This is a genomic window from Gordonia rhizosphera NBRC 16068 (assembly GCF_000298195.1).
Lineage (GTDB): Bacteria > Actinomycetota > Actinomycetes > Mycobacteriales > Mycobacteriaceae > Gordonia > Gordonia rhizosphera.
In genome coordinates, this window is sequence record NZ_BAHC01000080.1 from 1 (window position 1) to 26,158 (window position 26,158).

Below are 26,158 nucleotides of genomic sequence, written 5' to 3' on the forward strand. Positions count from 1 at the left end.
CGACCCAATTCGGTGATGTCACCAGCGCACCGAGGCTGCGTGAGCTGGAATCGGTCGTCGAGGGTCCGCGCGGGGGCGCGGCGGCACGGTTCGCGGCCGCCCTTCACGATGTCGATGGCGTGCAATTGCTTTCGGTGTCAGAGCAATTCGAGGATATGGGCGATGTCGTCGCCGCTCTCGACGCCGCCGCCCGTGCGGCGCTCGTGTTTCGTGGTCAAGGCAAACGGGGATCGGCGTTGGCAAGCTCGACCCGGGCCGATGGCTTGGCCGAGCAGTGTGGCGGTGCCTGCACCCCGGCGTTGCGTCAGGCGTCGGAGAACCTGCCGCTGACCGACCGCGAGCGAGAGATCGTGATGCTGATCGGTGAGGGCTTGTCCAATCGTGAGGTTGCCGAGCGGCTGTTCCTGTCGGTGCGCACCGTCGAAAGCCATGTCTACCGGGCGATGTCGAAGACCGGAACCACCACGCGCGACGAACTCGCTGCCCTCCTCCCGCGACACCGACCCAGCAGATGAGTGATTCGGGATCGAGGTCGAGGCGCGGAGACCGAGATCGGTTACGTGGCCCGGGCCACTGGATCATACGCTGAACAGCGCGGCGCAAATCGTTTGTTCGCCTGTTGGGGCGCCGCTTGCGCTCCTACGCTTGTTGAGTGCGTTTGTCGTGGCCGCTGGTCGGCCGCACGAAGGAGATGCGAATCGTCGAAGCCGCGCTCTCGGCTCCGGCCGATTGCGGCATTCTGATCTGCGGGCCGGAGGGTGTGGGCAAGAGTCGGATCGTTCGTGAGGCGTTGTCGGCGGTGTCGTCGAAGGGCGGTGAAACCCACTGGACGGCGGGCACGTCGGCGGCCCGGGACATCCCGCTCGGCGCGTTCAGCGCCTGGGTGCCGCCGGGTGTCTCCGACACCGTTGCGGTCCTGCAGGGCGTGATCGAGGCGCTGACTGCCGCATCGTCGGGGATCGGCGTGGTGGTGGGTGTCGACGACGTTCATCTGCTCGATGACCTGTCCGCGTTCGTGGTGCATCAGATCGTTGCGCGTGGCGTGGCGAAGGTGGTCCTCACCGCCCGGGACGGCGCACCGCTTCCCGCCCCGATCCAGGAGATCTGGAAGGCCGGCGGGTTCGACCGGCTGGACCTCGCCGTTCTGACCCAGAACGACATCGGGGAACTGTTGTTGTCGACACTGAAAGTGCCGGTGGATGCAGATGCCACTCGACGGCTGTGGCAGCTGACCGGCGGCAACGTGCTGTATCTGCGCAACATCGTCGAACACGAGGTGGCCGCCGGGCGGATGGTGTTGTGCGACGGATACTGGCAGTGGATCGGGGAGCCGGGTATCTCGCCGGGGCTGGTCGAGCTGATCGAAACGCGGATCGGAACTCTTCCCGAGCCGGTCGGCGAGGTGATCGACGTCGTTGCTGTCGCCGAGCCGATCGAGCTGGCGGCCCTGACCCGGATCACCGATGCCACCGCCGTCGAGGAGGCCGAGACACGGGGCCTGATCTCGGTCGAGCCGGCCGGCGACGGTCTCGAGGTGCGCATGGCGCATCCGCTCTACGGGCAGGTGCGCCGTCGGCGTGCGGCGCGCACCCGGCTGCGGCGGCTGCGCGGTCTGGTCGCTTCCGAACTGGCCTCCTCCGAGCGTCACGACGATCTGCGGGTCGTCGTGCGCCGAGCCGCGTTGAGCCTCGATTCGGATCTGCCGCCCGATGCCGATCTGCTCGTCAGGGCCGCCTACGGCGCGGTCGGGCTCGCCGACCTGGCGCTCGCGGATCGGCTCGCGCAGGCAGCGATCCGCGCCGGAGCGGGACCGGACCCACACCTTGTGCGGGCACATGCGTTGTCGTGGTTGGGGCGCGGTCAGGAGGCCGAGGAGGTTCTCGCCGCGATGGGCACCGGCGACCTGTCCGACCGGGACCGTGCCCGGTTCGCGTTCCTGCGGTCGAGCAACATGTTGTGGGTGTTGTCGGATCCGCAGCGGGCGAAGGAACTGATCGACGATGCGGCGCGCAGCATCTCCACGGATGCGCGCGACTACATCGACGCCTTCCTCACCGTCTACTGGTTCGCGATGGACCGGCCGGATGCGGCGTTGGATGCGTCGAAGAATCTCGCACCGGCCGACCTCCCTGTCGTCGGGGCGGAGATGGCGTGGGCGCTGGCGCAGATCTCCGCCGACGCGGGACGCGTGTCCAACTCGTTGTCGGTGGCCGCAGGGGGCCGCGCCGTCGCGACGCGATCCCTCGACGCGCCGCAGATGATGTTCAACATCGCAGACGCCGAAGTCAGCGCGCTGCTGCTGGCGGGGGAGGTCCGAGATGCGCTCGCTGTCGCGGAGCGTGTTCGTGGACAGGCCGCCGATCTGCCCGGCGCCGCTCAACTACTCGGTGCCGCGGTGGCGGGTCGAGCGGCACTGGGTGCCGGCCGACTCGACATGGCGTGCTCGCTGCTGCGTACCGCGGCCGACGGTCTGTCCGTGGCGTATGCCCAGGGATGGGGCTACCGCTACCGGGTACCGCACATCACCGCACTCGCTCTGCGCGGTTCGACGCGTGAGGCCGCCGCCGAGCTTGCCGCGCACGACGACGTGCGTAGAGCGTTCCGGTCGCTGGACCATGAGACCGCGTTGGCGCGGGCGTGGGTGGCTGCGGGGCAGGGTGCGGTCAGCGAAGCGATCGCCGTCGTGCAGTCGGCGGCCGAACGCGCCCGGGTGACCGGACGGTTCGCGGCCGAAGTGCTGTGTCTGCAGACCGCAACCCAATTCGGTGATCCCACCAACACCCCGAGGCTGCGTGATCTGGAATCGGTCGTGGAGGGTCCGCGTGTGGGTGTGGCGGTGCGGTTCGCGACTGCACTGCGCGATGCCGATGGTTCTGAATTGCTTTCGGTGTCAGAGCAATTCGAGGAGATGGGTGATCTCATCGCGGCCGTCGACGCCGCCGCCCACGCGGCAGAGGTGTTCCGGCGCGACGGCAAACGGGGTTCGGAACTCGCAAGCGCGACCCGCGTGGACGGCCTGGCCGAGCAGTGCGGCGGTGCCTGCACTCCGGCGTTGCGTCAGGCGGAGGAGAACCTACCGCTGACCGGACGTGAGCGGGAGATCGTGATGCTGATCGGTGAGGGCTTGTCCAATCGTGAGGTTGCCGAGCGTCTGTTCCTGTCGGTGCGCACCGTCGAAACCCATGTCTATCGGGCGATGTCGAAGACGGGAACCAATACTCGTGACGAACTCGCCGCCCTCCTCCCGCGCCACCCGCACACGGGATTGCAGTGACCCGCTACTGAGCTCCTGCTGCCGGACCGCGACGACGATTCCCTTGTGGGCCGTCGGGCTCGCAACACCGAAGGGAGTTCGAAGATGTTCAAGAAGAAGATGTTCAAGAAAGTGTTGGTCGCCGCGGCCGCGGCAGCAGCCGTGTCCGTACCCTTTGCCGGCGCCGCGTGGGCCGACACCACGTCGAACGGGATCGGTGCAGGCGGTGTCCCCGGGCACGCCGGCGACGTGATCAGTGAGGTGAACCCCGACTACAACCCTTCCGGCGGCCCCGTGCCTCCCGGCGCGATCGCCAGCGACGTCGCACAGGCGGACGGCAGCACCCCCGAGGCTTTTGGCGGGTTCGTCAACGGCTTCTGGGACAACGTCGGTGTCGACACCGACTATGGGCCGACGCCCCCAGGATTGGCCGTCAAGACGTTCACACCGGGGTGCTCTCACGGCCGTCAAGCAACAAATGCAGACGGAACGATTCCTGATGGCGTGAGCGAGTGCTACTGAACGGGCGCGATTGCCGTGAAACGGAACCGCCAAAAGTCCTCGGCGCAGTCCGCAACTCGTCCATATGATCCGAGCTACAGTCGGCCGTAGGTGTCGATGTCCTCGGAGAACTCGGCCGCCGCCTCCGCGGATACGGTGGCGCGGGTGACCGCCAGCGCCGTGAGGTAGTCCTCGGTGGTCAGATCCCGGTCGTCGCCGCCGTCGTCGAGCGCGCGGGCGAGGGCCTCCTGCGAGGCCCGTCGCGCGGCATACTCGATGTCCGCCGGTGTCATACCCTCGCTCGCGGAGGCGAGCGCGTCGACGTCGACCGCCGCGAACACGGTGGGCGGGATGTAGCGGCGCCAGATGGCCGCACGGGCTTCGGCGTCGGGCAGGCCGATCGGCATCACGTAGTCGAAACGCCCGTGCCGCAGGAACGCCGCGTCGAGGGCGCGCACGAAGTTGGTGGCGCAGATCAGCAGGCGACCCTCCTGGTCGCGGAACTCCGCCACCTGCTTGAGGAGTTCGTTCGTCACGCCCTGCGTCGGAGACGGTGGGTCGCCTCGTCGTCGGGACGCGATCTCCTCGACCTCATCGATGAACACCACCGCGTGTTCGAGGTCGGCGGCCGCTTCGAACGCCGAGCGCAGGGCTCCGGCCAGCCCGTCGGGGGAACCGGCCAGCCGCGACGGGAAGAGTTCGACGAAGGGCCAGTCCAGGCGTGAGGCGACGGCCTTGGCGAAGGTCGTCTTCCCGGTGCCCGGCGGGCCGAACAGCATCACCGCGTGCGGCGGCGTGACCCCGAAACGTTCCGCCATGTCCGGGCGGGCGAGCGGGGCCACCAGCCGCTGCTCCAGCATGGTCTTCTCGCGGCGCATGCCGCTGACCCGATCCCACAGGTGACGCGGCAGAATGCGGCCGCCCACCTCCTTGAGCAGATCCAGTTCCCGCCGCTGCACCGGCAGCGGACGCTCCAGGTAGCGCACCGGTTTACGCATCTCGAAGCCGTTGTCGCTCAGCGGCGAGGCTGTCGGATCATCGTCGGACACCAGCACCGACAGTTTGGCCAGCCCCAGCGAGGCCATCCGCCGTTCCAGTGCGTCCAGCACCAGCCCAGCGGTGGAACCGTCGACACCGGGCATCAACCCGAAGAACACGATCCAGCCCTGGGCGTGCGCAGCACGTCCGACCGCCACGGCGACCACCGCGTCGTCGACGGTGGCCACGGTGGCGTGGTCGCGCTGACAGGAGGCGATCACCTCGGCGAGCGAATACACGGGGGACGCCTCGTGTTCGTGGGCGTGCTGCCACAGGCGCACCACCGCGTCCAGGTCGTCGTCGTGGAAGTCTCGGATCCGCGGGCGAGTCATCGCGCCAGTGTGACATGGATCTCAGTGATGGAAGATCGCTACTGGAAGTGCAGCACGTCGCTGCCCCAGGCCTGCCGGATGTGCGCGTCGACATCGTGCACGATGCGGTCGTCCCGGTCGATGACCAGACAGGCACGGTCCCGCTCGTGGTACGACGGCCAGTCGGGTTCACCGGCCAGACCCACGGGCTCGGCGTTCGTCGCGAAGTTGATCCACCTGGCCTGCATCCGTTTGGACACGGCCCTGGCCGCCTTGGCCCCGCCGAGTTTGAGGCTGGGGTCCTTGGGGGCGCCGAGAGTGCCCCACACGTAGGGGAGTTCGGTGGCGTGGGCAGCACCCACCAGGAGCAGTTTCAGCATCGGGGTGGACCAGTCGAACCGGTACATGTACACCGGGGCTACCGCGCCGTGCCCCTCGGCGAACCACACCGACGGCATCCGGAAGCCCACGTCGGTGGCGATTCTCAATCCGCGTGCCCTGCCGCGGTGCTTCGCGTACGCCGACCCCAGCTGTGCATCGGTGGGCAACCGCATGTCGGGTTGCTCGGCGGCGATCTGGGTGAACATCGAGGTGAGGGCATGCGGGGTGATCGGCATCAGCGGTGATCTCATGAGGCGGAACAATGCGGCCTCGTGTTTGTTGGTGCCGATGATGAGGGGTACCGGGTGTGAACGGCCCTCGCGTGCCACGGTGACCGGGTAGTCGGGGACCAGGTCGCCGTCGACGATCGGGACGAAGGCGAGGGTTCCCGGGTTGCGCGTCGGTACCTCGTCGAACACCGTCTGCGAGGCGGCCAGCAGCGCGGGCACCGGAACGTCGCGCAACCGGTCGGCTTCGCCGGGCTGGAGACCGACTTCGCTCAGGAAACGCTCGGCGACCCGTCGACCCCGACCGCGGTCATAGACCGACGTGACCGGTGAACTCTGGGCGATGGCGCCGGCGAACAGCCCCCGGGCGGCCGGTACGGCGAGCAGGGTCGTGACGATCCCGGCGCCCGCCGATTCGCCGAACAACGTGACGCTGCCGGGATCGCCTCCGAACGCCGCGATGTTGTCTCGCACCCAGTGCAGCGCGGCCAGCACGTCACGCAGGCCGATGTTCGATTCGAAACCTTTCGGAGCGTTGGGTAGCGACGAGAGATCGAGAAAGCCGAGCGCCCCGAGTCGGTAGTTCAGCGTCACCACCACGACACCGCCGTCCGCCGCGAGCCGCCGGCCATCGTAGAGCGCCTGGCTGGCCGAGCCGAGGATGTAGGCGCCGCCGTGCAGCCACACCATGACCGGTCGCGCGTCGCCCGGCTCGATGCTCGACGACGCGAACACGTTCAACCTCAGACAGTCCGCACCCTGCGGTGCGCCGAGGTCGATCGGTATGTTCGGCAGGACCGATTGCGGGCAGACCGACCCGAACTCGCCTGCATCGGCTATCTCGGTCCATCGCTCGGGCGGCCGCGGTCCCCGGAAACGCAGGTCACCGACGGGCGCCGCGGCATAGCGGATGCCCTTCCAGGTCCTGATCGTGCCGTCGTCTCGGCCGCGAACCGGGCCATGGGTGGTATCGACGACACTGTTGTCGATTGTCATGGGACTCGTTCCTTCCGCTGCCGTGACGCACCTGCTCATGTATTCCACCACTGGCGCAGTGGTGGCAGCATGGGCGTATGACAGCGACGACGCTTTCCTGGGATGTGGTGCCCGTCGACAAGCCGGACGACGTCAATGTTGTGATCGGGCAGTCACACTTCATCAAGACGGTCGAAGACCTCCATGAGGCGATCGCAGGGGTGAGTTCGTCGATCCGGTTCGGACTGGCCTTCTGTGAGGCCTCGGGTCCGCGGCTGGTGCGCCGCACCGGTAACGATCCCGACCTCGTCGAACTCGCCACCCGCCAGGCACTGGCCGTCGCGGCCGGGCACAGCTTCGTCATTTTTCTGCGCGACGGGTTCCCCGTCAACATCCTCAATCCGGTCAAGGCGGTACCGGAGGTCTGCACGATTTTCTGTGCCACAGCCAATCCGGTGGACGTCCTCGTCGCGGTCACCCCGCGTGGCCGGGGCATCGTCGGCGTCATCGACGGCGAACCGCCGCTGGGGGTGGAGACCGATAGCGACGTGGCAGACCGCCGCGAGCTACTTCGCGCCATCGGCTACAAGCTCTGACACCTACCCGGGACGAAGCGCGACGAGGGTCTGATCGAGTTCGTCGCGACCGCGGCCCGGCGGGAGCACGACGACCGGCATGTCGGCGCCGGCCGCATACCAACGGTCGAGGCTCTGGGTCGCGGTCGCAGCATCTCCGGTCAGGGTGAGTTCGTCGATCAACGTCTGGGCCGATGCGGGGACCTGGGGTGTGTCCGAATCGCGGTTTGCGGCCTCGACGACACCGACGGCCTCATCGAATCCCAGTGCCCGCAGGGTCCGTGCATACAGTGGGCCCATTTTCGTCAGATAGAAGCTGACCCACCACGCCGCCACCGCCCGCGCCTTGTCGGGATCCTCGTGCACCGCGGCCGGGATCCCCGGACAGACCTGCGGGCGCGGGCGACCCGAGACGGCGGCGCCCTCGTCGAGGAGCCGCATGCCGCCGTCGAGCCCGGACGTCGGAAGCAGGAACGGGAACCAGCCGTCGGCCAGTTCGCCGCAGATGCGCACCGCTCGCGGGCCGAGTCCGGCCAGCATGACCGGAACCGGCTCCGGCGGTCGCGCGGCGAGTCGCAACGCTCGGCTTCCCGGCGCGGCCATCGACGCGCGTTCACCGGCGAGCAGACCGCGTACCTCGGCGGTGAACTCGTGCAGCCGCGCCGCCGGCGCCCGGAACGACACCCCGTGCAACCCCTCGGCCAGTGACGGACTGCCCGCACCGAGACCCAGTTCGAAGCGGCCGGGCGCGAGATCGGCGAGGGTGGTCGCCAGCATCGCCACCGTCGCCGGGCTGCGACCCCAGATGTTGATGATGCCGGTGCCGATCCGGATGCGATCGGTCTTCAAGGCGATCTCGGCCAGCAACACCGAGGCGTCGTGTCCCCACCCCTCGGCGACGTAGACGGCGGTGTAGCCGAGTTCTTCGGCCCGGATCGCCATGTCCACGACGACATCGTGGCGGGTCTCGAGCGGAGTGATCCCCACCGCGAGGGGTCGGGTCTGTGACATCGGGGCTCCTTTGTCGCGTTCGAGCTTATCGACTTGTCGATCCATCCGTGGTGAGTTGCCGCCCAACCGCAACCGCGACCGCGTCGTTGGTCAACGTCGTAGTGGTGGCATTCGGGCGATCGAACTTGCCGGTCGGTGGTGCTCGGATGCGCAGGTGTGAGGCGACTGCCATCGAGCGGCGTTCGTAGCCGGCGGCGAGCAGGAACCGTCATCGCCGGGATGCGCCGGGACGGGAGCGCCTGTCCAAAACCCACATCGTGGCCAGCGTGAGGGCAACGGCAAACGAGGCGAGGGCGATGAGACTGGCGCCGGTGCCGCCGTGGAATGTGTCTCCGTAGGCGGACATGGCCGGGACGGTGGCGCTGTACTGGTCCAGATTCAGTTCCCGACCCAGTGCTTCGAACGCATGGCGGTTGGCGAGGCCGAGGCTCATCAGGCGTCCCGGGCCGGCCATCTCGTCGACGGGGACGATGGCGCCACCGAACAGAACCTGGGGGAAGCAGAGCATCGGCAAGGCGAGGGCGGCCTGCGCGGCGTTGGTGACCGCGGCCGAGGCCAGCAGGCCGAGGGCCAGCGCGGAGATCGCCTCGATCACGATCGTCACGAACAAGAGTGCGGACACGTCCCATCCGAGGGCGGGGAGCCGACCGAGCGCCAGCAGCACGCCGAGGAGCACGGCGCTCACTCCGGCCAGAATCGGAAGCAGCGCAGCGATCTTGGATGCCACGTAGGCGCCGACGCTGAGCCCGACCAGGCGCTCCCGCCGGAAGACTGCCATCTCCCCGACGATCTGGAGCAGGCCGTACGTGAGACCGAAGAAGAAGCCTGCGAACGCGATCCAGAACACGACCTGGGCCGGGCCGAGATCGGCTGCACTACGCGGATCGAACGCACCGCGCTTGAACAGCGTCGCCATCATCGCCGTGACCAGCACCGGTGAGCCGATCAGGACCGCGAGGGTCAGCCGGTTGCGAACGAGTACGTCGATGTTGCGCCGTGTGAGTAGCCACCACTGCCGGACCGCACTCGTCCGCTTGACCTCTGACCGGGCAGCGGAGAGGTTCGGCTGAGCCAACCCGCTCTTGGGTTGCAGATTCGTCCGGCTGTCCGCGAATCGTTGCGCCCAGATCTGAGGGGTGTGCTCGCCGGCCAGCCGGTCGTACACCTCGGCGAGCTCCTCCACGCCGAAGTAGCGCCGAGCCTCCGCGGGGCTGCCGTTGAAGGCCAGGTGGCCGTCGCGGGCCAGAAACACCACCCGGTCACACCGGTCGATGCCCGCGGGTTCGTGTGTGGTGAGGACGACGGTGACTCCGCGCCGGCTGAGCCGGCGCAGCAGGCGCATCACGTCGGCCGCTGTGGACGGATCGAGGCCCGAGGTCGGTTCGTCGAGGAAGAACAGGCGTGGCCGGGTCAGGAGCTCCACGGCGATACTGGCTCGCTTGCGCTGGCCGCCCGAGAGCGCACGGACGGGGACGTCGGCCCGATCGGTCAGGTCGAGGTCATGCATGGTCTCCTCGACGACCCGGTCCGCCTCGGCCGCCGTCGTGCCCGCGGGCAGCCGCAGGCGTGCCGCGTAGCGCAACGTGCGGCGCAGGGGCAGCTCGAGGTGGATGATGTCGTCCTGGGGAACGTAGCCGACACGGGATTCTGCGATTGCTCGGGCACCGCGAACGACGCCGTCGTGGCGAACTTCCCCAACCGACGGCGGTTGTAGTCCCGCGAGGATCTCCAGCAGTGTGCTCTTTCCTGCCCCGCTGCCGCCGGCGATGGCGACCAACTCGCCGGGTTCGACCGACAGCGTCAGCTCCTGGAGGATTTGCCGCCCCCCGACGTGCCGGCTCACGTTGACGGCGTCGACCCGGCCGTCGGCCTGCTCCCGGAGTTCGTTGCCCGGCAGCAGGGTGCCCAACCGCTCGATGCTCGGCGGTTCGAATGTCGATTCAGTCATGATTGCTGATCTCCTGATCCTCGAGTTCACCGCGACACAACCCGCTTCTGAGGGTGTTTCGCTGTCGTGTCCTGATCATCGGTCCGCCGTATCTCCGGCCGCATGAGGCATTTCCCTCAGAAAACGCAACGGACATGCCACGAGGTGAGGCGCGCTCATGACGCACGTCGTTAGGGTGGCCTGGCCGGCGCGGGTCGGCGATACACCTACGCTTCGCCAGGTGGTCCCGGGGAGCAGGCCGGCGGTCTCGAGCGGAAACGTGCGGGGTTCAAGCCAGCGTCGAAAGCCTGTGTGGGGGAGTAACGGTGCGGTGCGCAGCTTGGAGCTCTCCGGCGTATGCGGGACAACAGAACCCGGAGTGAGGGAAGGACTGCTATACGTGTCGATGCGTCTGACGACGGGGGTTCGCCGACACCGGCGCGCTGGCGTTGATGGCGAGTGGAGTAGAAGCGAACCTCGTGACCGTCGGGGTCATGGAGTATCGGGAGTATCCGGCCGATGGTGGCGAAGTGCACCCCCGCGTGGTGTTCACCGAGGGCGGTGAGGTGATCTGCCAACTCCTGCAGCCGATCTCGATCAGGCACCCCGATCGAGAAATAGTCGAATCCGGCTGCGGACCGACCTGATCGGGGTTGAGCATGAGGCCGAGCATCGGACCGTCGGATGGGTGTGTCATCGACACCCCCGTCCGGACGCCAGCGCGCAGCGGGTGGCCCGGACCGAGGCGCAACTGATTGACTCGGCGCGGGCCCTGTTCCTGGAAAAGGGCTACGTGGCCACCACACTCGCCGAGGTTGCGCGCCGGGCCGGGCTCGCGCCCCGCACCGTGTATGTACGTTTCGCGACGAAGGCGACCTTGTTCCGGCGGGTCGTCGACCGGGCTCTGGTCGGCGACGCGGAACCGATAGACGTGGCTCACCGCGCCAGGACGAAGGATGCGATGTCGGCGCCTACGCTCGCCGCGCGGATCGAGGCGCTGGCCGACGTGTCCGTGGGGATCGCATCGCGCGCGGGTACCCTCTTCGGGGTGGCTGCCCAGGCCGAGGGTCTCGAGCCGGAGCTCGCCGAAACCTTCCAGGCCGGCCGCCGCGCGACGGCCGAACTCTGCCAAACGCTCTGTGACACGGCCGCCACAGACGGACTGATGTCGGCACGACTGGACCCGGTGCAGCTCGCCACGGTGACCGATCTCCTCATCTGCGCGGACACGACAGTGAGTCTTCGGCGCACGCAGAACTGGTCGGCGTCGACGTATCGGGCGCTCATCATCGACACGCTCGACGCGCTCACCCGGCAACAGGCGCGGTCGCGGGCATGATGTTGTGGTTCATCCGGAAGACGTTGTCCGGGTCGTGGCGGGCCTTGAGCGCCTGCAACCTGGCCAGCCGCCCGCCATACGCGTACGCCACGCCCGCGGCCCCCTCATCGGAGATGAAGTTGGCGTAGACGCCTTCGGCGTGGGGGACAAGCGCTTCCCATCCGTCCCGTGCCCACGCCTTGTGCCGGTCGGGGTTTGGGTCGTTCGGCATCCACGCGGTGGCCAGGCTCATTTCGAAGCCGGGATTCCGGTCGCCGACCGCAGCGGAGTCGGCGGGGATGCGACTCACCGCACCCCCTACCGCCCAGCCGGTGATCTGGGCGAACGGGCTCGTTGCCGCCGTCATCCGTTCGGTGAAGATCGCAACGACCTCGTCGCTCAGCTCCGGCAGTCGATGCGCCTTCCAGTAGTAGTGCCGGCCGTGCGGTGCACCCGCGTCGAGCATCGATTGGATCGCGACGTAGGGCACCGGGCGGACGGCGTCGGTGAACGGAGATCCGATGCGGCGCAACGGAGCGATCGCGTCGGCGCCCCCCTTTGGGTCACCCGCCCACACCAGGATGAGGCTCATGGCCGGGACCCCGACCCGCTCGAGCGGGATGAACGGCGCCGGCGGGGCGGCGGTGATCCCGATCGTGACGCCGAGATCGTCCGGTGCGGATGGCATGAAGTCTCGCACCACGCCGAGGATCTCGGCCATCTCCTCCAACGGCCAGAAGATCGGTCCGCCGTACACCATCGGCCCGACCGGGTGCAGGCGGTATTCGAATCGGGTGGCCACACCGAAATTGCCGCCACCGCCACGCAACCCCCACATCAGCTCCGAGTCGGATTCGTCGTCGACGTGGACTTGCTGACCGTCGGCGGTGACCAGATCGACGGCGAGCAGATTGTCCACGGTCAGTCCGTACCTGCGCATCAGATGGCCCAGCCCACCGCCGAGGGTGAGGCCACCGATGCCGGTGTGACTGATCAGCCCGCCGGTCGTCGCAAGGCCGAAGGGCTGTGTGGCACGGTCGAATTCACCCCACAACACACCACCGGCCGCGGACGCGGTGGCCGCCCCGGGATCGACCCGGATCGCCTTCATCAACGACAGGTCGATCATCAGCCCGTCGTCGCACACCGACAGCCCGCCGATCGAGTGTCCGCCACCGCGGACGGACACCAGCAGGTCGTATTCGCGTGCAAACCGGACCGCGACCGCGACATCGTCGGCCCCGGCGCATCGGGCGATCAGGGCGGGCCGACGATCGATCGCGCCGTTCCAGACTCGCCGCGCCTCGTCGTAACCTTCTTCGCCGGGCCGAAGCAGCGCACCGCGAAATGCTGCACGAAGTGCGGCCAGCGAAGTTTCGGATGGAGTTGTCATGACTGCCTCGCTCTCGACTGCGATGGGACTGAAGACACGATGCGCTCGTGCCCGTTTCGCAACCGTTTTCCGCGCGTTGTCACCCGCCGAGCAGCTGTCTTCTCGTCTCCTCGATTGCCCGGAGAGGTCCGGTGGCGCCCATCCGGTCGGCCGTGGCCGCAGCCCGGTCGAGTTCAGCGTCGACCTCGTCGTGCGGCCGTCCGAGCCGGGCGAGGAACCGGGCCCGGTGCCGGCGGATCTGGGGTTCCCAGATGCGGGTGCCGGGCAGAGCGAGGGCTTCGTCGGCGGCGACCAGACCGCCGACGGTCATGCCGGCGCGGTCGTGCGCGGCGACGAGCACCCGATACACCGTGGGGCGGAAGCCCGGTGCGAGGTTGCGCCCGTGACAGGCGGCGACGGCGGCGCGAATGGCGGCCACGCCTTGCGCACCCTGTCCGGTCGTGGCCGCCGAGTACCCGAGCAGTGCACGGGCTTTCACGGCCACGTTGTACGGGTGGCCTTCGGAGCCCGCTAGGTCGGCGGCCCTGGAGCGTACGTCTTCGTCATCGTCGAGATCCAGCGCCAACAACGCGGAGAAGATCGCGACGACCGCGGCGGTGGCGCGGTGGCCGGTTCGCCGTGCCTGGGTCTCGGCTTCGCGCCGCAGAGATCGGGCGGTGCCGGTGTCCCCGAGGAACCACATGGTGTTGGCCAGTCGGCTCAGGCACACGGTGCCCGGGTCCTGTCCGAATCGGACGAGATGTTCGGTCCGGAGATCGGGCGGAAGGCCATGTGCGGTGCGCTCCAACAACTCGCGGGCCGAGGCGAGGTCGCCGGCCCATAAAGCGGCCACACCACCGAGGTACTGCGCCTCCAGATCGAGGCCACGGTCGCCGGTCCGGCTTGCTGCGTCCCTCAGCTGACCGATGGACTGCCGGGCACCGACGAAGTCGTCTCGACACAGACGTGTCATCGTCAGGCACCGGAGAACCGGCGCGGACAACTCGCACTCGAGGGATTCGGCGAGTTCGGAGGCGCGATCGAGCACGGCGACCAGGTCGTCGGACTCGTAGCCCTTGACGGTGCCCACGACGATCGGCGATCGCGACAGGATCTCGAACTCGGTCGGCGGTGCCAGGTCCGGCGGCAGCGCGGGCACCAGGCTTCGTGCGCGGTCCAGCAACCGGACCGCCTCGGCGTCGGCAAAACGATGCTGGGCCCGTTCCGCGGCTCGCTCGTACCAACGGATCGCGTCCAACGGCCGACCGGCCCGCTCGAAGTGCGCTGCCACCTCACCGCTGACCGCGCCGGAGCCCTCCCGTTCGGTGTGCACGAGTGCCTCGGCCACCCTCAGATGTACATGCCGCCGGGCAGCAGGGCTCAGGCCGGCGTAAGCCACGTCACGGATCTTGTTGTGGCTGAAATCGTAGGCGTCGATGCCATGCTCTCGGATCACTCCGCTGCGCCACAGGATGTCGAGGCCCTCGACGAGGGTGGCCTCGTCGACACCCGCCGCGGCGCCGACCACGGCAGCGGAGAAGGATCCTCCGATGCAGCACGCGGTGTCGAGCAGCTCACGAGCCGGCACGGGCAACCGCCGCAACCGGGCGCTGGTGACCGCATGCAGTTTCGGGCTGATCTCGTGTGGGACACCGGCGTGCCATCCGGACCGGAGCGTCTCGACGACGAACAGCGGGTTTCCCTCGGACTCGGCAAACAGCGCGTCGGTGTCCTCGGCGTCGAGGGCGGCGCCCAGTGTCAGGCGCGCAAGCTCCGCGGTGTGCGCTCTCCCGAACCGTCCGAGCGGGACCTCGGTGACGCGATCGTCTGCGCGCAGCGCGTCGACGACGTCGGTGAGCGGGTGGCGCGTGCCGAGCTCCTCGAGCCGCACGGTCGCGACCAGGAGGACATGTCGGGCCTGCGGCGAGCGCAGCAGGTAGTGGATCAGCTCGACGCTCGGCGCGTCCATCCACTGCGCGTCGTCGGCCACCAGCAGCAGCGGCCGGTCGGTGTGCGTCAACGCCCCGACCGCGGCTTCGAAAAGCTGTAGTCGGTCGAAATCCGCTCTCCACCAGTGCTCTTCGGGAACATCGAGTTCGGGAAGCAGCCGGGCCAGCGCCATGCGGTCACGAGTCGGTGCCGTGCGTACCCACGAATCGGTCCGGGTGCCACGCAGCCAGGACACCACGACGCCGTACCCGAGGTCGCCGGCGTCCGGAAACGATCGCGCCTGGGCCACCGCATGACCGCCCTGCGTGCACAACCGCCCCAACTCCTCGGCCAAGCGAGTCTTGCCGATCCCGGGTTCGCCGGTGACCAGCACCAGTTGGCCGCGACCGTCCATCGCCGCCTGCCAGCAGCGACGCAGGGCTGTCCACTCGTCGTCGCGGCCGACGAGTCGTGCTGCGGTGGCCGCGACCGACTGGACTGCTGCCCGGGCACCAACGCGAGTACCGTCCATCGCGCCGGCCCCGGCGACCTCCGCGTAGCGGCGACGCATGTCGGGGGACGGTTCGACACCCAGCTCATGTTCGATCACCGTCGCGTATTCGTGGTAGGCGCGTAGTGCGCCCGCCCGGTCGCCTGCCCGGTGGTGTGCGTCGAGCAGCAGTCGGTGGTGGTCTTCATTGAGCGGATCCCGATGCACCAACTCGCGGCCGAGGCGGATCGCGTCGACGTGCTCGCCACGCTCCACCAGTGCCCCCACCAGGTCGCGGAGAACTTGAAAGTACAAGTCGCGGTACCGATCCCGTGGTGTTGTCAGCCACTCGTCGATGCAGTCCTCGAGTAGGTCGCCCCGGTAGCACGCGGCCGCGTCCCGAAGTGCTGCGATCCGCGCTGCGGACGCCCGCTCGGCCTCGCGTGCTCTCGCCACCGCGGCCCTCATCTCCCAGGCGTCGACCGAACTGTCCCTCGACCGCCAGCCGAGCACGCGCGCGTCCACCTCGAGGTAGTGCTCGACACCCGGGAGCGCGTGCCGCAACAGATGCAACACATTGCGCAGGTTGGTTCGGGCCTGGCTTTCGGTCGATTCGGGCCACAGCTCGCCGGCGATCCGTTGCCGTGCCCGGGTTTGGTCGGCCCGGAGCAGGAGATACACCAGCAGTGATTCGGCGCGCGCCGACCCCAGCCGCGGCAGCAGCTCGTCGCCACGCCGGAGTTCCAGGCGCCCGAACACCGAGATTCGCAGCGGCCGGATGTCCGCGACGTCGTCCGGGCGGCTCGTGGGTTCCCGGACCGGAATGTCCACTCTTGTGAGTCTGGCACCGGCGGCGCGAGAGCGCACCCACGACCGATTCCGTGGCTGGCGTCGCGGTCAGCCGGTCGCGGGATATCTGCCCTCATTCCGTGCTTGCGCCCTCGATCGGGGGAGCGAGTACGAGATGGGGGAGCGAGCCTACAACGGCCGGGCATGGTGGGATGGACGTGGTGCCGCAGGGGCGGGTTCGGCGACGGGAGGGGGCGACGTGGACTCGGTTCAGAACTTCGTCGTCGATGCCGCACACTCGCCCTGGATCTGGTTGGTCCTGTTCCTGATCTGTGCGCTGGACGCGTTCTTCCCTCCGCTGCCCAGCGATGAGGTCGTGATCGCGTTGTCGGCCGTGGCCGCCTCGACTGGTTCGCCCGACCTGTGGCCGGTGGTGCTGGTGGCCACCGTCGGCGCCGTCGTCGGGGACAACATCGTCTACAGCCTCGGCAGGTGGATCGGGGTGGAGCGATTCGCGTGGATGCGCCGACCGCGGATGGTCGCGGCGATCGGCCGGGCTCGGGGGATTCTGGGCCGACGTGGCGCCGTGATAATCCTGACCGCGCGGTTCGTTCCGGTTGGTCGCGTCGCGGTCAACCTCGTGGCCGGTGGCACCAGATATCCGCGCCGCCGTTTCGTCCCGCTCATCATCGCGGCGGCCGGCATCTGGGCGGTGTTCACGGTGGCGGTCGGGTCGGTGCTCGGATCGTGGCTGGAGGATCGGCCACTGCTCGCCGCCGGTGTCGGCGTCGGCTTCGCACTTGTCCTCGGCGTCACCGTCGACCGGTTGGTCGCGTGGCGCACCACCACGAAACGACGGGATCGCGACGGCCGCGAATGAGCCGTGAGACCACGTTGCGCACGCCGGGGAGTATGGGTCAGACCCGCGTGGCGACGGTGATGAAATGGGTGAGCGAGTAGAAGTACCGGCGCGACGCGGCGAGTGTGTCCAGTTCCGCAGACCACGCGCTCGCCTCCTCCGCCGGCAGACCACCGGGCCCGGATACGTACTGCCGGATCAGCAATTGAAAGAGAACTGCGGTGCCGTCCGGGGCGGGACCGGTGTCGGTGAAGACCACAGGGTGACTGGCATCGAGCCGAAATCCGGCGTCGTCGAGCAGCCCCGGCAGGTGCTCGGGGATGGCCGGGTCGGCGAGGTGGCCGTCCCAGACCTTCAACACCCGAGCCATGCGATCGGGATCCTCGCTGGCCCACGCCATCGTGCCCCAGTGGATGTCGCCGATCACCAGGCGTCCGCCGGGGCGCAGCACCCGGTGACATTCGGCCAGGGCAGCGGGAATGTCCGGAATGTATTCGAAGACTTGGATCGAGATGATGCTGTCGGCCGTCGCATCGTCGAGCGGGATCGCTTCGGCCCGCCCGTCGAGGATCTCCACCCAGTCCTCGCCCGCTTCCGCGATGCGGGCGCGGGCGCTTGTGAGCATGTCGGGGCTCATGTCCACGCCGATCACGCGGCCCTTCCGGCCAAGGGCCCGTGCGAGTTCGGGCAGCAGCATCCCGTTTCCGCAGCCCAGGTCCAGCACGGTCTGGCCGGGGCGAGGGTCGAGTGCGGCAATGTTGGCGTGCCGGCGGCGGACGAACTCGCGGCCCTGGTAGGCGCGGTCGAGTTGGGCGGTGGCGACGGCATCGAATACCAGCATCGGATCTCCCTGAGCAGACGTCTCAACGCTACGCCGGCCCGCTGCGGCGCACAGACGATCGATCGGCATCCCGAGAACGACGATCGGACTCCATCTCGTCGTCGAGTCGGCCGCCGTCCCCGACGTTGCGCCGGTACCAGTCGAAGAATGCCGTCGCGACCAGGTCGGGATCGTCGCACATCGGGAAGTGGTTGCCATGCGGAACCACCACCTGCTCGACGTGGTCGCCGAGTGCCTTCCACCTCGGCTGGAATCGCAGGGGATCGTTGTGCTGCCCGAATACTGTCAGCACCGGTCCTGCGCCGATGGTGGTCCGGGCGCGGTCGATGCCGGCGTAGTCGTGGTGGAGCGCCGACCGCATATTGCGATGGAAGCTGCGTCGGCCGCGATGGTCCATACCGCGTCGAAACGCCCGTCGATCCCTGCGCGGGAAGTGTCTTCCCACACCCAGGCCGGTAGCGGTCGCGCGTGGCAACCATCCCGTCCAGGCATCGGACTCACGGATGAGCCCGCTGCCCATGAGTCGGAGCATGGCGCGGAAGCCGGGCGTGGAGGGCCGCCAGCCGAAGCAGTTGACGGCGACGAAACCGCGTACCCGCTGCGGCCAGGCGCCGGCGGCCTCGAGCGCCGCAGGTCCGCCAAGGTCGTGGGCCAGGAGAACGAAGTCGTTCAGGTCGAGAGCCCTGACCAATGAGTCGAGTGCGTTCGATGTCTGCCGGATGCCGGCACCGCCGCCGGTGTCGGACAGACCCATCGCCGGGGGATCGAACGCGATCACCCGGAATCGGTCGCGTAGCCGTTCGATGAGATCGCGCCAGACGAAAGCCCAGGTACCGGAGTGGACGAGAAGCAGCGTGGGGCCGCGGCCCTCGTCCGTGAAGGCGATGCGGCCCGCGTCGGTGTGATGAGTGTGGATCGCGAACGGCCACGAGTGCTCATCCAGCCAGTCGGGTCGGGTGATGGGGCCGGTTGTCGCTGTCCTGGTGTTGGTCATCGCTGCTCCTGCGATCGGGTAGGTGTATCGGTCACAAAGGAGACGGCTGTAGCATCGCGAATGTGACCGCTGTGGTCACGAACCGGCAGCGCTGATCGTCTGGTGGTCATGACCGATTCACCGCAACCACTCGACCCCGAGCTCATCGAGGAGTGGTGGGCCCTCTATCACCGTCTGGTCCGGGATGTCGCCTACCGGATCGGCGGCTCGGTTGCCGAGGCCGAGGATGTCGCCCAAGACACCTATGTGCGGCTCGTCGAACACCGTGGGACCCTGTCGAATCCGAAAGCCTGGCTCACGACCGTCGCATCGCGGGCAGCGCTGGACCGGCTTCGCGCTCACGAGCACAGCAGGCGTACATATGTCGGTCCGTGGCTTCCCGAGCCGCTCGTCGTCGACGACGCGCTGCCGGTCGAGGATCGGATCACCCTCGACGAATCCGTGCGCATGGCGCTGCTCGTCGTGCTCGAACAGCTGACCCCGGAGGAACGGACGGCCTTTCTGCTCCACGACGTGTTCGCACTCGACTTCGCGGCGATAGCGGAGATCGTGGGCACGTCGAACGAGGCCGCGCGGCAATTGGCCAGTCGGGCTCGCCGTCGGGTCAGCGCGGCGCGCCCCGCACGTTTCGCTCCGGACCCGGCGACGGCGCGGCGGTTGTGTGAACGGTTCGCACATGCCTGCAGCGACGGCGATCTCGACGGTCTCGTCGCGGTCCTGGCGCCTGATGTCGCCGGCGACTTCGATTCGGGTGGTCTGATCGCGGGCGCGCCGGCCGGGGAGTTGCGCGGTGCCGAACCCGTTGCGGCTCAGCTGCTTCGGTCGCTCGGTGGACCTGCACTGGACTTCGTGGTCGTCCCGGTCAACGGGGAACCCGGTGTGGTGGTACGACGATCGGGCCGGGTCGTCGCGGTGATCTCGTTCATGTTCGGTCCGGATCGAATCACCATCATCCACGGAGTCGGAAACCCCGAGAAGCTACGGCATCTCAACGTCGATCGCGGTTAGGCTCGACACCTGTCGGTGAAATCGAGTAGCCCGGTACTCGTGCCCCGCGACCCGGCGAGTCCCACTCTGAAATGGCAAGCATCCGAGTCGGACCCAACGGAGGCGTCATGACACGTCCACTCACCGAAGCCGATCTGGAGGGTATCGACCCCATCGATCCCGATCCTCCGTCGGACACCACCATCGAAGTCGTTCTCGCGGAGGGTGGTCCGGAGCTCGACAGCGACCTGACCGTTCAGCGTGCGGAACACGGCATCCGGGTCATCGCCAGGGTCGGTGTGGACGGCTGGCGTGACCCGCGTGACCGACTTCGCCCGAGATCCGTCGGGCTGTCCCGAACCGATATCTCGTCATTGCGGGGTCCGGTGGACCTGTCCGGCTTTCGACCGGGTGGCGTCAGAACCGCCTTCAGACCGGAACGCGCGCCCCGGGTGTGGCGCGATGTGCCGACCGGGGAGAGGTTGCGCAAACGGGGCGGCTCCATCTTCGACGCCGACGACCGTTACCTGTTCGATGACCGGAGCTTCCCGTGGCGGATCACAGGCAAGGTCGTGACGGCCGGCGGCTGGGGATCGGGGACCGTGATCGGGCCACGACACGTGCTCACGGCGAGTCATGTCGTGGACTGGCGACGCGACGATCACGGTCGCATCGGGTGGATCAATTTCACTCCCGCCTACTACGACGGGCGTGGGCCATGGGGGACCTACTATGCCGATACCGTGGCCTACTGGATCGAGGCTCCCGGACGCCTCACCGACGCTCAGGTCGCGTTCGACTACGCGGTCCTGGTGTTCGGCGAACGCATCGGCGACGTCACCGGCTACGCGGGTTACCGGTCCTACGACGACGACTGGAACGACGGCGCGTACTGGCAATCCATCGGATACCCGCAGGAGCGGGCGAGCGGGGAACGTCCCGCATTCGAGGCCGCGGGTGCCGTACGCGCCGTCTCTTCACACACGATGGCCGGACAGACCGGCTACACGATGGGCCATTTCAAGGACTTCACGCCCGGGCAATCCGGCGGGCCGGCCTGGGGATGGTGGGACGGCGAGCCGTGGCCGAGGGTGGTCGGAGTGGGAAGCACGATAGGGGACACCGTCGTGAAATCCGCTACGAGCGGGACGACAGCAAACGACAACGACTACGGCGGCGGACCCGCATTGAGTGCGCTCATCGGGTGGGCACGGCAGAACTTCACGTGAGCGACGTATCACGCCCCGCAACCCGGGTAACCGCGGGTTGCGGGGCGTGATGATCCCGTACCGTCTCGTCAGACCCCGACCGCCACGTCAGCCGGCGCCGGCTCTACGGTCACCTTGATGGCCTCACCCTGCTTGACGATCTGGAACGCGTCGAGGACGTTCTCCAACGGGATGTGGCGGGTGATGAGATCCTTCACCGGCACCTGACCGGTCGAGATGTACTCGAGTGCCCGTTTGTTGTGCTCCGGTGCCGAACCGTTCGCGCCGTGGATGTGCAGCTGGCGGTAGTGCACCACATTCGAATCGCAGGTGATGGTCGGATCCGTCTTGGGTAGCCCGCCGAAGAAGGAGATGCGCCCGTTGCGCGCCGCCATCGCGAGCGCCTGTTCCTGTGCGACGTTGGCCGCGGTGGCGGTGATGACCACGTCGGCGCCGCGGCCGCCGGTCAGCTCCATGACGCGTTCGACGACGTCGACCCCCGCACCGTTGATGATCTCGTCGGGAGAGACCGCATCCGCGGACATCTGCAGGCGACCCTCGTTGACATCGACGAGATAGACCGGGCCGCAACGATGGACGCCACGGGCGATGCGGATGTGCATGCAGCCGATCGGTCCGGCACCGAACACCACAACGGTGTCGCCCTCCTCGATCCCCAGGAGTTCCTGCGCGTTGATGGCGCACGCGAACGGTTCCGCGGCGGAGGCCTCGTCGTAGCCGACGTTGTCCGGAATCCGGTTCAGGCCATCGACTTTCAGTACCTGTCGCGGGACGATCATGTACTCGGCGAACCCGCCGTCGTACTGGTATCCGACCGAGGTCTGGTTCTCGCAGACCGCCATCCAGCCCTTCTTACACTCATGGCACTCACCGCACGGAACGGCGGCGATCACCTGTACCCGGTCACCGATCTGCCAGTTGCTGCCGTAGGTGGTGTTCACGTCGGCTCCGACCTCGACGATCTCGCCGGCGACCTCATGTCCGATGATGCGCGGCGGGGTCAGGTTCTGGTGGCCGTTGTAGAAGATCTTGACGTCGGTGCCGCAGGTCGAACAGTTGCGCACGCGCAGCTTGACCTCATCGGGACCGCAGGTCGGCTCCGGAACATCTTCGAGGCGTACGTCCTCGGGTGCGTAGAAGCGCAGTGCCTTCATGGTGGGTGGTCCTCTCGATCGGTGAGCGGTAAGCGGTGTGCTGTAGAGCACTCTATCGGCAATACGGGCATAAATCCACCGCTAGTTCTGCCCATTTCTGACCGAATGCTTGATTTGATGCCCGTTTGTGGGGTTTACTGGGCTATGTGACCGGGATCACCTGGTTGGCGACACAAGTGGAGGAAGCAATGTCAGAAGCTGTTCTGTCCTCGGATACGAAGGCACCGCCGCCGAAGAAGAAGTCCGGGATGCGGGTGCGTGTACAGAAGTTGGGCACGGGGCTGTCGAACATGGTCATGCCCAACATCGGCGCATTCATCGCCTGGGGTCTGATCACCGCGCTGTTCATCGAGACCGGCTGGTTGACCGGGATCTTCGGCTCGCTCGACAACCCCGGCAGCTGGGTGGCCCACATCGGTGGTTGGGGGGATTACGAGGGCGGTGGCGTCGTCGCCCCGATGATCACCTATCTGCTGCCGATCATCATCGGCTACACCGGCGGACGGATGGTCCACGGCAACCGCGGTGCGGTGGTCGGAGCGATCGCCACCATGGGCGTCGTGGCCGGAGCCGAGGTGCCGATGTTCATGGGCGCCATGATCATGGGACCCCTGGGCGGTTGGCTCATGAAGCAACTCGACAAGATCTGGGAGGGCAAGGTCCGTCCCGGCTTCGAGATGCTAGTGGACAACTTCTCGGCCGGCATTCTCGGTCTGTTACTCGCGACGCTGGGGTTCTTCACGGTCGGTCCGCTCGTCCAGGCATTCACCGACGCGGCCGGGAACACGGTGGACTTCCTGGTCAATCACGACCTGCTCCCGTTCACCTCGGTCTTCATCGAGCCGGCGAAGATCCTGTTCCTCAACAACGCGATCAACCACGGTGTACTGACCCCGTTGGGCACCGCGCAGGCCGCCGAGACGGGTAAGTCGATCCTGTTCCTGCTCGAGGCCAACCCCGGCCCGGGGCTCGGGATCCTGCTGGCGTTCTCGGTCTTCGGCAAGGGATTCGCCAAGGCGTCGGCGCCGGGCGCGGCCATCATCCAGTTCTTCGGCGGCATTCACGAGATCTACTTCCCGTACGTGCTGGCCAAGCCGAAGCTGATCGCGGCGGCCATCCTCGGCGGAATGACGGGCGTCTTCATCAACGTCATGTTCGGCTCCGGACTCCGTGCGCCCGCCGCGCCGGGCTCGATCATCGCGGTCTATGCGCAGACGCCCGGGGACAGTTTTGTGGGCGTGACCCTCGCGGTGTTCGGCGCGGCCGCCGTGTCGTTCCTGGTCTCATCGGTCCTGCTGAAGGCCGACCGCTCGAACGAGGAGGCGGATCTGTTTGCGGCGACCGCCGAGATGGAGTCGCTCAAGGGTAAGAAGTCCAGCGTCGCGGCGACGCTCACCGGAGGAGCCGACCGCGGTCCGATCACCGACATCGTCTTCGCCTGTGACGCGGGGATGGGTTCGTCGGCCATGGGTGCGTCGGTGCTGCGTAAGAAGATCAAGAAGGCCGGCTACCACGACGTGACGGTGGTCAACCAGGCGATCTCGAATCTGACCGACACCCACGACCTGATCGTGACACATCGGGACCTGACCGAGCGTGCGAAGCAGTCGACCCCCTCGGCGATCCATGTGTCCGTCGACGACTTCATGAGCAGTCCGCGCTACGACGAGATCGTCGAGATGTTGGCACAGACCAACCCCGACGGTGAGTCTGCTGCGCCGGCAGTCGAGCCCCGATCCGCCTCACCCGCGGCATCGGCCGCACCCGCGGCATCGGCGACCACGACGGTGGAGGAGAAGACCGCCGGCGGCAGCGTGCTGGCACTGGAGTCGATCGTCTTGCACGGGGCGGCGACGAACGCCGACAGCGCGATCACCGAGGCCGGGCAACTGCTGGTCGCCGCCGGCGCGGTCGACGTGCCGTATGTCGATGCGATGCACGAGCGAGAGAAGTCGGTGTCGACGTTCATGGGCAACGGGCTGGCGATCCCGCACGGCACCAACGAGGCGAAGGACGCGATACGCCGGACCGGAATCTCCTTCGTGCGCTACGACCGGCCCGTGGACTGGAACGGCAAAGAGGCGGAGTTCGTGGTGGGCATCGCCGGAGCCGGAAAAGACCATCTCGCCCTACTCAATCAGATCGCCCACGTGTTCCTCGACGCCGACGAGGTGACTCGGCTGCGAGCCGCGCAGACCCGTGAAGAGGTGGCACAGATCCTCACGGCCTCGAGCGAGTAGTTTGATCTCGTGGATTCCGACACCCGCCAGAGTCACATCGTCGAACTCGCCCGCACCCGCGGGCGGGTGGAGGTGAACACGCTCGCCGACGAGCTCGACGTCGCGAGCGAGACCATCCGACGCGATCTGAAGGCTCTGGCGGGTCGTCGTCTCCTCAGGAGGGTCCACGGGGGTGCGGTCCCGATGGAGACCGCGGGGTTCGAGTCAGGGGTCGAGTACCGCAGCCAGGTGGACCTCGCGCAGAAGCAGCGGATTGCCGGTGCCGCCGCCGGACTGCTCCACGGGGCCGAGACCGTGTACCTGGATGAGGGATTCACTCCTCGACTGATCGCCGAGCGGCTCGCCGAGCGCACGTTGACCGTGGTGACATCCTCGCTGCTGGCCGCGCAGGCTCTGGCGCACTCGAGCACCGTCACCGTGCTGCTGCTCGGCGGCCGGATGCGGGGTCGGACGATGGCGACCGTCGATCACTGGGCCGTGGACATGCTGCGCGGCCTGGTGATCGACGTCGCTTTCCTCGGTACCAACGCGATCTCGCTCGAACACGGCTTGACGACGTCGGATCCGGCAGTGGCCGCGGTGAAGAACACCGCGATCTGCGTGTCGCGGCGGTCGATCCTCGTGGCTGCGCACACGAAATTCGGCGAGGTCAACTTCTGCCGGTTCGCCGAGATCTCCGATTTCGAGGCGATCGTGAGCGGCGTCGAACTCGATGCCGGCGACGCCTTACGGTATGAGGCGCTGGGACCGACCGTTCTACGGGTGTGACGAGTCCGTCTGCTACGTGAGGATCGCGGCGGCAGTGGCGGCGACGGTGCGGTCGGCATCGCCGGTGAGTGCAGCGAGCAACGTCCGCGCGGTTGGATCCCCGATCTCGGCGAGTGCCTGCACGATGCGCAGGCGGGTCGCCGGATCGGCGGGGCCGAGTCGGTCACCGAGCGCCGCAACCGCATCGGCGCCACCGAGGTGACCGAGCGCCTCGGCCGCCTCCACGTCGTGGTGTCCGCCGATCACCATCTCGACCAGCACGTCGAATCCATGGCGGTCGCCGTGCGCCGCCAAACCCAGTGCCGCGCGCTCCCGCACCGTGTCGTCGGCGTCGGACACCGCGCCGCGCAGCAATCCCACCGCGCCATCGACGTCCAGGTCGGTGATCGCGGCGACGGCGCGCCGGCGTACCTCGACGTCCGACGAATCCAGCCCCGCGCCCAGCGCCGGTAGCGCTTGTTCTCCGGCGCGCGCCAACGACCAGCGCAGGGCCCCGGCGACATTTGGATCATCCTCGGCAAGAACGGCTTTCACCAGTTCGTCGACAGGAACAGGGCCGTCGGCCGGCTGCGACAGGACAGCCTGCTGGCGGTGCGGCGCCGACGACGACTCCAGCGCCCGAAACAGGGTGAGCACCGCCAGCACCTCCTCCCATCCGGCAGGGGACGAGGCGTCGACGCTGCGCAACCGCCCCAGCAGCTCGCGTTCGTCGGCGATCCGCTTCCGGGTGCGGTCGATGAGATCGGCGACCAACGCCGACGGCGAGAACTCCGGATCGTCGAGCGCACTCTTGACCTGCGGAAGCGTGAGGCCAAGGGTGCGCAGACTCTCGATGTGGAACAGCCGGCGGATGTCGTCGCCGGAGTACTCGCGGTACCCACCCGACGTACGGCCGGTCGGGGTCAGCAGCCCCAACCGGTCGTAGTGGCGGAGCATGCGGGTGCTGACCCCGGACCGCCGCGAGACCTCGCCGATCAACATCGTCGGTC

21 protein-coding genes are annotated in these 26,158 nt (G+C 67.9%); 11 read left to right on the forward strand and 10 right to left on the reverse strand.

The features are described from left to right. From GORHZ_RS09710 to GORHZ_RS09720, 3 genes are all read left to right on the forward strand, one after another. Positions 1-515 (forward strand): response regulator transcription factor (locus GORHZ_RS09710; RefSeq protein WP_006332513.1); only part of this gene is annotated, 515 nt, incomplete at its 5' end. 176 nt (positions 516-691) lie between these two features. Beyond that, positions 692-3,274: a helix-turn-helix transcriptional regulator gene (locus GORHZ_RS09715; RefSeq protein ID WP_006332515.1), complete on the forward strand. Its 2,583-nt coding sequence runs from the start codon at positions 692-694 to the stop codon at positions 3,272-3,274. A gap of 84 nt (positions 3,275-3,358) precedes the next feature. Beyond that, a complete protein-coding gene (locus GORHZ_RS09720) occupies positions 3,359-3,775 on the forward strand; it encodes a hypothetical protein (protein ID WP_006332516.1) in 417 nt (138 codons plus the stop codon). Between the two features lie 74 nt (positions 3,776-3,849). On the opposite strand, the gene GORHZ_RS09725 is transcribed toward GORHZ_RS09720, so the two are convergent. Then, complete coding sequence (locus GORHZ_RS09725) at positions 3,850-5,124, reverse strand: ATP-binding protein (RefSeq protein WP_006332517.1); 1,275 nt, start codon at positions 5,122-5,124, stop codon at positions 3,850-3,852. A gap of 38 nt (positions 5,125-5,162) precedes the next feature. Continuing rightward, positions 5,163-6,707: a carboxylesterase/lipase family protein gene (locus tag GORHZ_RS09730; protein WP_006332519.1), complete on the reverse strand. Its 1,545-nt coding sequence runs from the start codon at positions 6,705-6,707 to the stop codon at positions 5,163-5,165. 77 nt (positions 6,708-6,784) lie between these two features. Here GORHZ_RS09730 and GORHZ_RS09735 point away from each other — a divergent pair, with 77 nt between their 5' ends. Next, complete coding sequence (locus GORHZ_RS09735; RefSeq protein ID WP_006332520.1) at positions 6,785-7,282, forward strand: adenosine-specific kinase; 498 nt, start codon at positions 6,785-6,787, stop codon at positions 7,280-7,282. Positions 7,283-7,285: 3 nt separating this feature from the next. On the opposite strand, the gene GORHZ_RS09740 is transcribed toward GORHZ_RS09735, so the two are convergent. Together GORHZ_RS09740 and GORHZ_RS09745 are read right to left on the reverse strand one after the other, a co-directional pair. Then, complete coding sequence (locus tag GORHZ_RS09740) at positions 7,286-8,272, reverse strand: LLM class flavin-dependent oxidoreductase (RefSeq protein ID WP_006332521.1); 987 nt, start codon at positions 8,270-8,272, stop codon at positions 7,286-7,288. A gap of 208 nt (positions 8,273-8,480) precedes the next feature. Next, positions 8,481-10,220, reverse strand: coding sequence for an ATP-binding cassette domain-containing protein (locus tag GORHZ_RS09745; RefSeq protein WP_006332522.1), 1,740 nt, complete (start codon positions 10,218-10,220; stop codon positions 8,481-8,483). 458 nt (positions 10,221-10,678) lie between these two features. On the opposite strand from GORHZ_RS09745, the gene GORHZ_RS30790 reads away from it, so the two are divergent. Beyond that, positions 10,679-10,846, forward strand: a complete 168-nt coding sequence (locus GORHZ_RS30790) for a hypothetical protein (RefSeq protein ID WP_165393531.1) — start codon at positions 10,679-10,681, stop codon at positions 10,844-10,846. A 41-nt stretch (positions 10,847-10,887) separates the two neighbouring features. After that, positions 10,888-11,538 carry a TetR/AcrR family transcriptional regulator gene (locus GORHZ_RS09750; protein WP_006332523.1) on the forward strand — a complete coding sequence of 217 codons (651 nt, stop codon included), beginning with the start codon at positions 10,888-10,890 and terminating at the stop codon, positions 11,536-11,538. Here GORHZ_RS09750 and GORHZ_RS09755 read toward each other — a convergent pair. Together GORHZ_RS09755 and GORHZ_RS09760 are read right to left on the reverse strand one after the other, a co-directional pair. Then, complete coding sequence (locus tag GORHZ_RS09755; RefSeq protein ID WP_006332524.1) at positions 11,507-12,910, reverse strand: FAD-binding oxidoreductase; 1,404 nt, start codon at positions 12,908-12,910, stop codon at positions 11,507-11,509. The genes GORHZ_RS09750 and GORHZ_RS09755 overlap by 32 nt on opposite strands. A 79-nt stretch (positions 12,911-12,989) precedes the next feature. Beyond that, positions 12,990-16,139, reverse strand: coding sequence for an ATP-binding protein (locus tag GORHZ_RS09760; protein WP_006332525.1), 3,150 nt, complete (start codon positions 16,137-16,139; stop codon positions 12,990-12,992). Between the two features lie 217 nt (positions 16,140-16,356). On the opposite strand from GORHZ_RS09760, the gene GORHZ_RS09765 reads away from it, so the two are divergent. Then, a complete protein-coding gene (locus GORHZ_RS09765) occupies positions 16,357-16,977 on the forward strand; it encodes a DedA family protein (protein ID WP_040531085.1) in 621 nt (206 codons plus the stop codon). A gap of 37 nt (positions 16,978-17,014) precedes the next feature. Here the strand turns inward: GORHZ_RS09765 and GORHZ_RS09770 are convergent, their stop codons facing one another. Both GORHZ_RS09770 and GORHZ_RS09775 read right to left on the reverse strand, forming a co-directional pair. After that, on the reverse strand, positions 17,015-17,797 hold the full coding sequence (locus GORHZ_RS09770; RefSeq protein WP_006332527.1) for a methyltransferase domain-containing protein: 783 nt from the start codon (positions 17,795-17,797) through the stop codon (positions 17,015-17,017). A 28-nt stretch (positions 17,798-17,825) separates the two neighbouring features. Then, on the reverse strand, positions 17,826-18,791 hold the full coding sequence (locus tag GORHZ_RS09775; RefSeq protein ID WP_006332528.1) for an alpha/beta fold hydrolase: 966 nt from the start codon (positions 18,789-18,791) through the stop codon (positions 17,826-17,828). A gap of 108 nt (positions 18,792-18,899) precedes the next feature. Here GORHZ_RS09775 and GORHZ_RS09780 point away from each other — a divergent pair, with 108 nt between their 5' ends. Both GORHZ_RS09780 and GORHZ_RS09785 read left to right on the forward strand, forming a co-directional pair. Continuing rightward, on the forward strand, positions 18,900-19,799 hold the full coding sequence (locus GORHZ_RS09780) for a sigma-70 family RNA polymerase sigma factor (protein WP_040531101.1): 900 nt from the start codon (positions 18,900-18,902) through the stop codon (positions 19,797-19,799). Between the two features lie 107 nt (positions 19,800-19,906). Next, positions 19,907-21,007 carry a trypsin-like serine peptidase gene (locus GORHZ_RS09785; RefSeq protein WP_006332530.1) on the forward strand — a complete coding sequence of 367 codons (1,101 nt, stop codon included), beginning with the start codon at positions 19,907-19,909 and terminating at the stop codon, positions 21,005-21,007. 68 nt (positions 21,008-21,075) lie between these two features. Here the strand turns inward: GORHZ_RS09785 and GORHZ_RS09790 are convergent, their stop codons facing one another. After that, positions 21,076-22,161 (reverse strand): zinc-dependent dehydrogenase, encoded by a 1,086-nt coding sequence (locus tag GORHZ_RS09790; RefSeq protein ID WP_006332532.1) that lies wholly within the window; start codon positions 22,159-22,161, stop codon positions 21,076-21,078. Between the two features lie 188 nt (positions 22,162-22,349). On the opposite strand from GORHZ_RS09790, the gene GORHZ_RS09795 reads away from it, so the two are divergent. Then, on the forward strand, positions 22,350-24,401 hold the full coding sequence (locus tag GORHZ_RS09795) for a PTS mannitol transporter subunit IICBA (RefSeq protein WP_006332533.1): 2,052 nt from the start codon (positions 22,350-22,352) through the stop codon (positions 24,399-24,401). A 9-nt stretch (positions 24,402-24,410) separates the two neighbouring features. After that, positions 24,411-25,169: a DeoR/GlpR family DNA-binding transcription regulator gene (locus GORHZ_RS09800; protein ID WP_006332535.1), complete on the forward strand. Its 759-nt coding sequence runs from the start codon at positions 24,411-24,413 to the stop codon at positions 25,167-25,169. Between the two features lie 12 nt (positions 25,170-25,181). Here the strand turns inward: GORHZ_RS09800 and GORHZ_RS09805 are convergent, their stop codons facing one another. Next, entirely contained in the window at positions 25,182-26,150 is a 969-nt protein-coding gene (locus tag GORHZ_RS09805) for a HEAT repeat domain-containing protein (protein ID WP_006332537.1), read from the reverse strand. Positions 26,151-26,158: the final 8 nt, after the last annotated feature.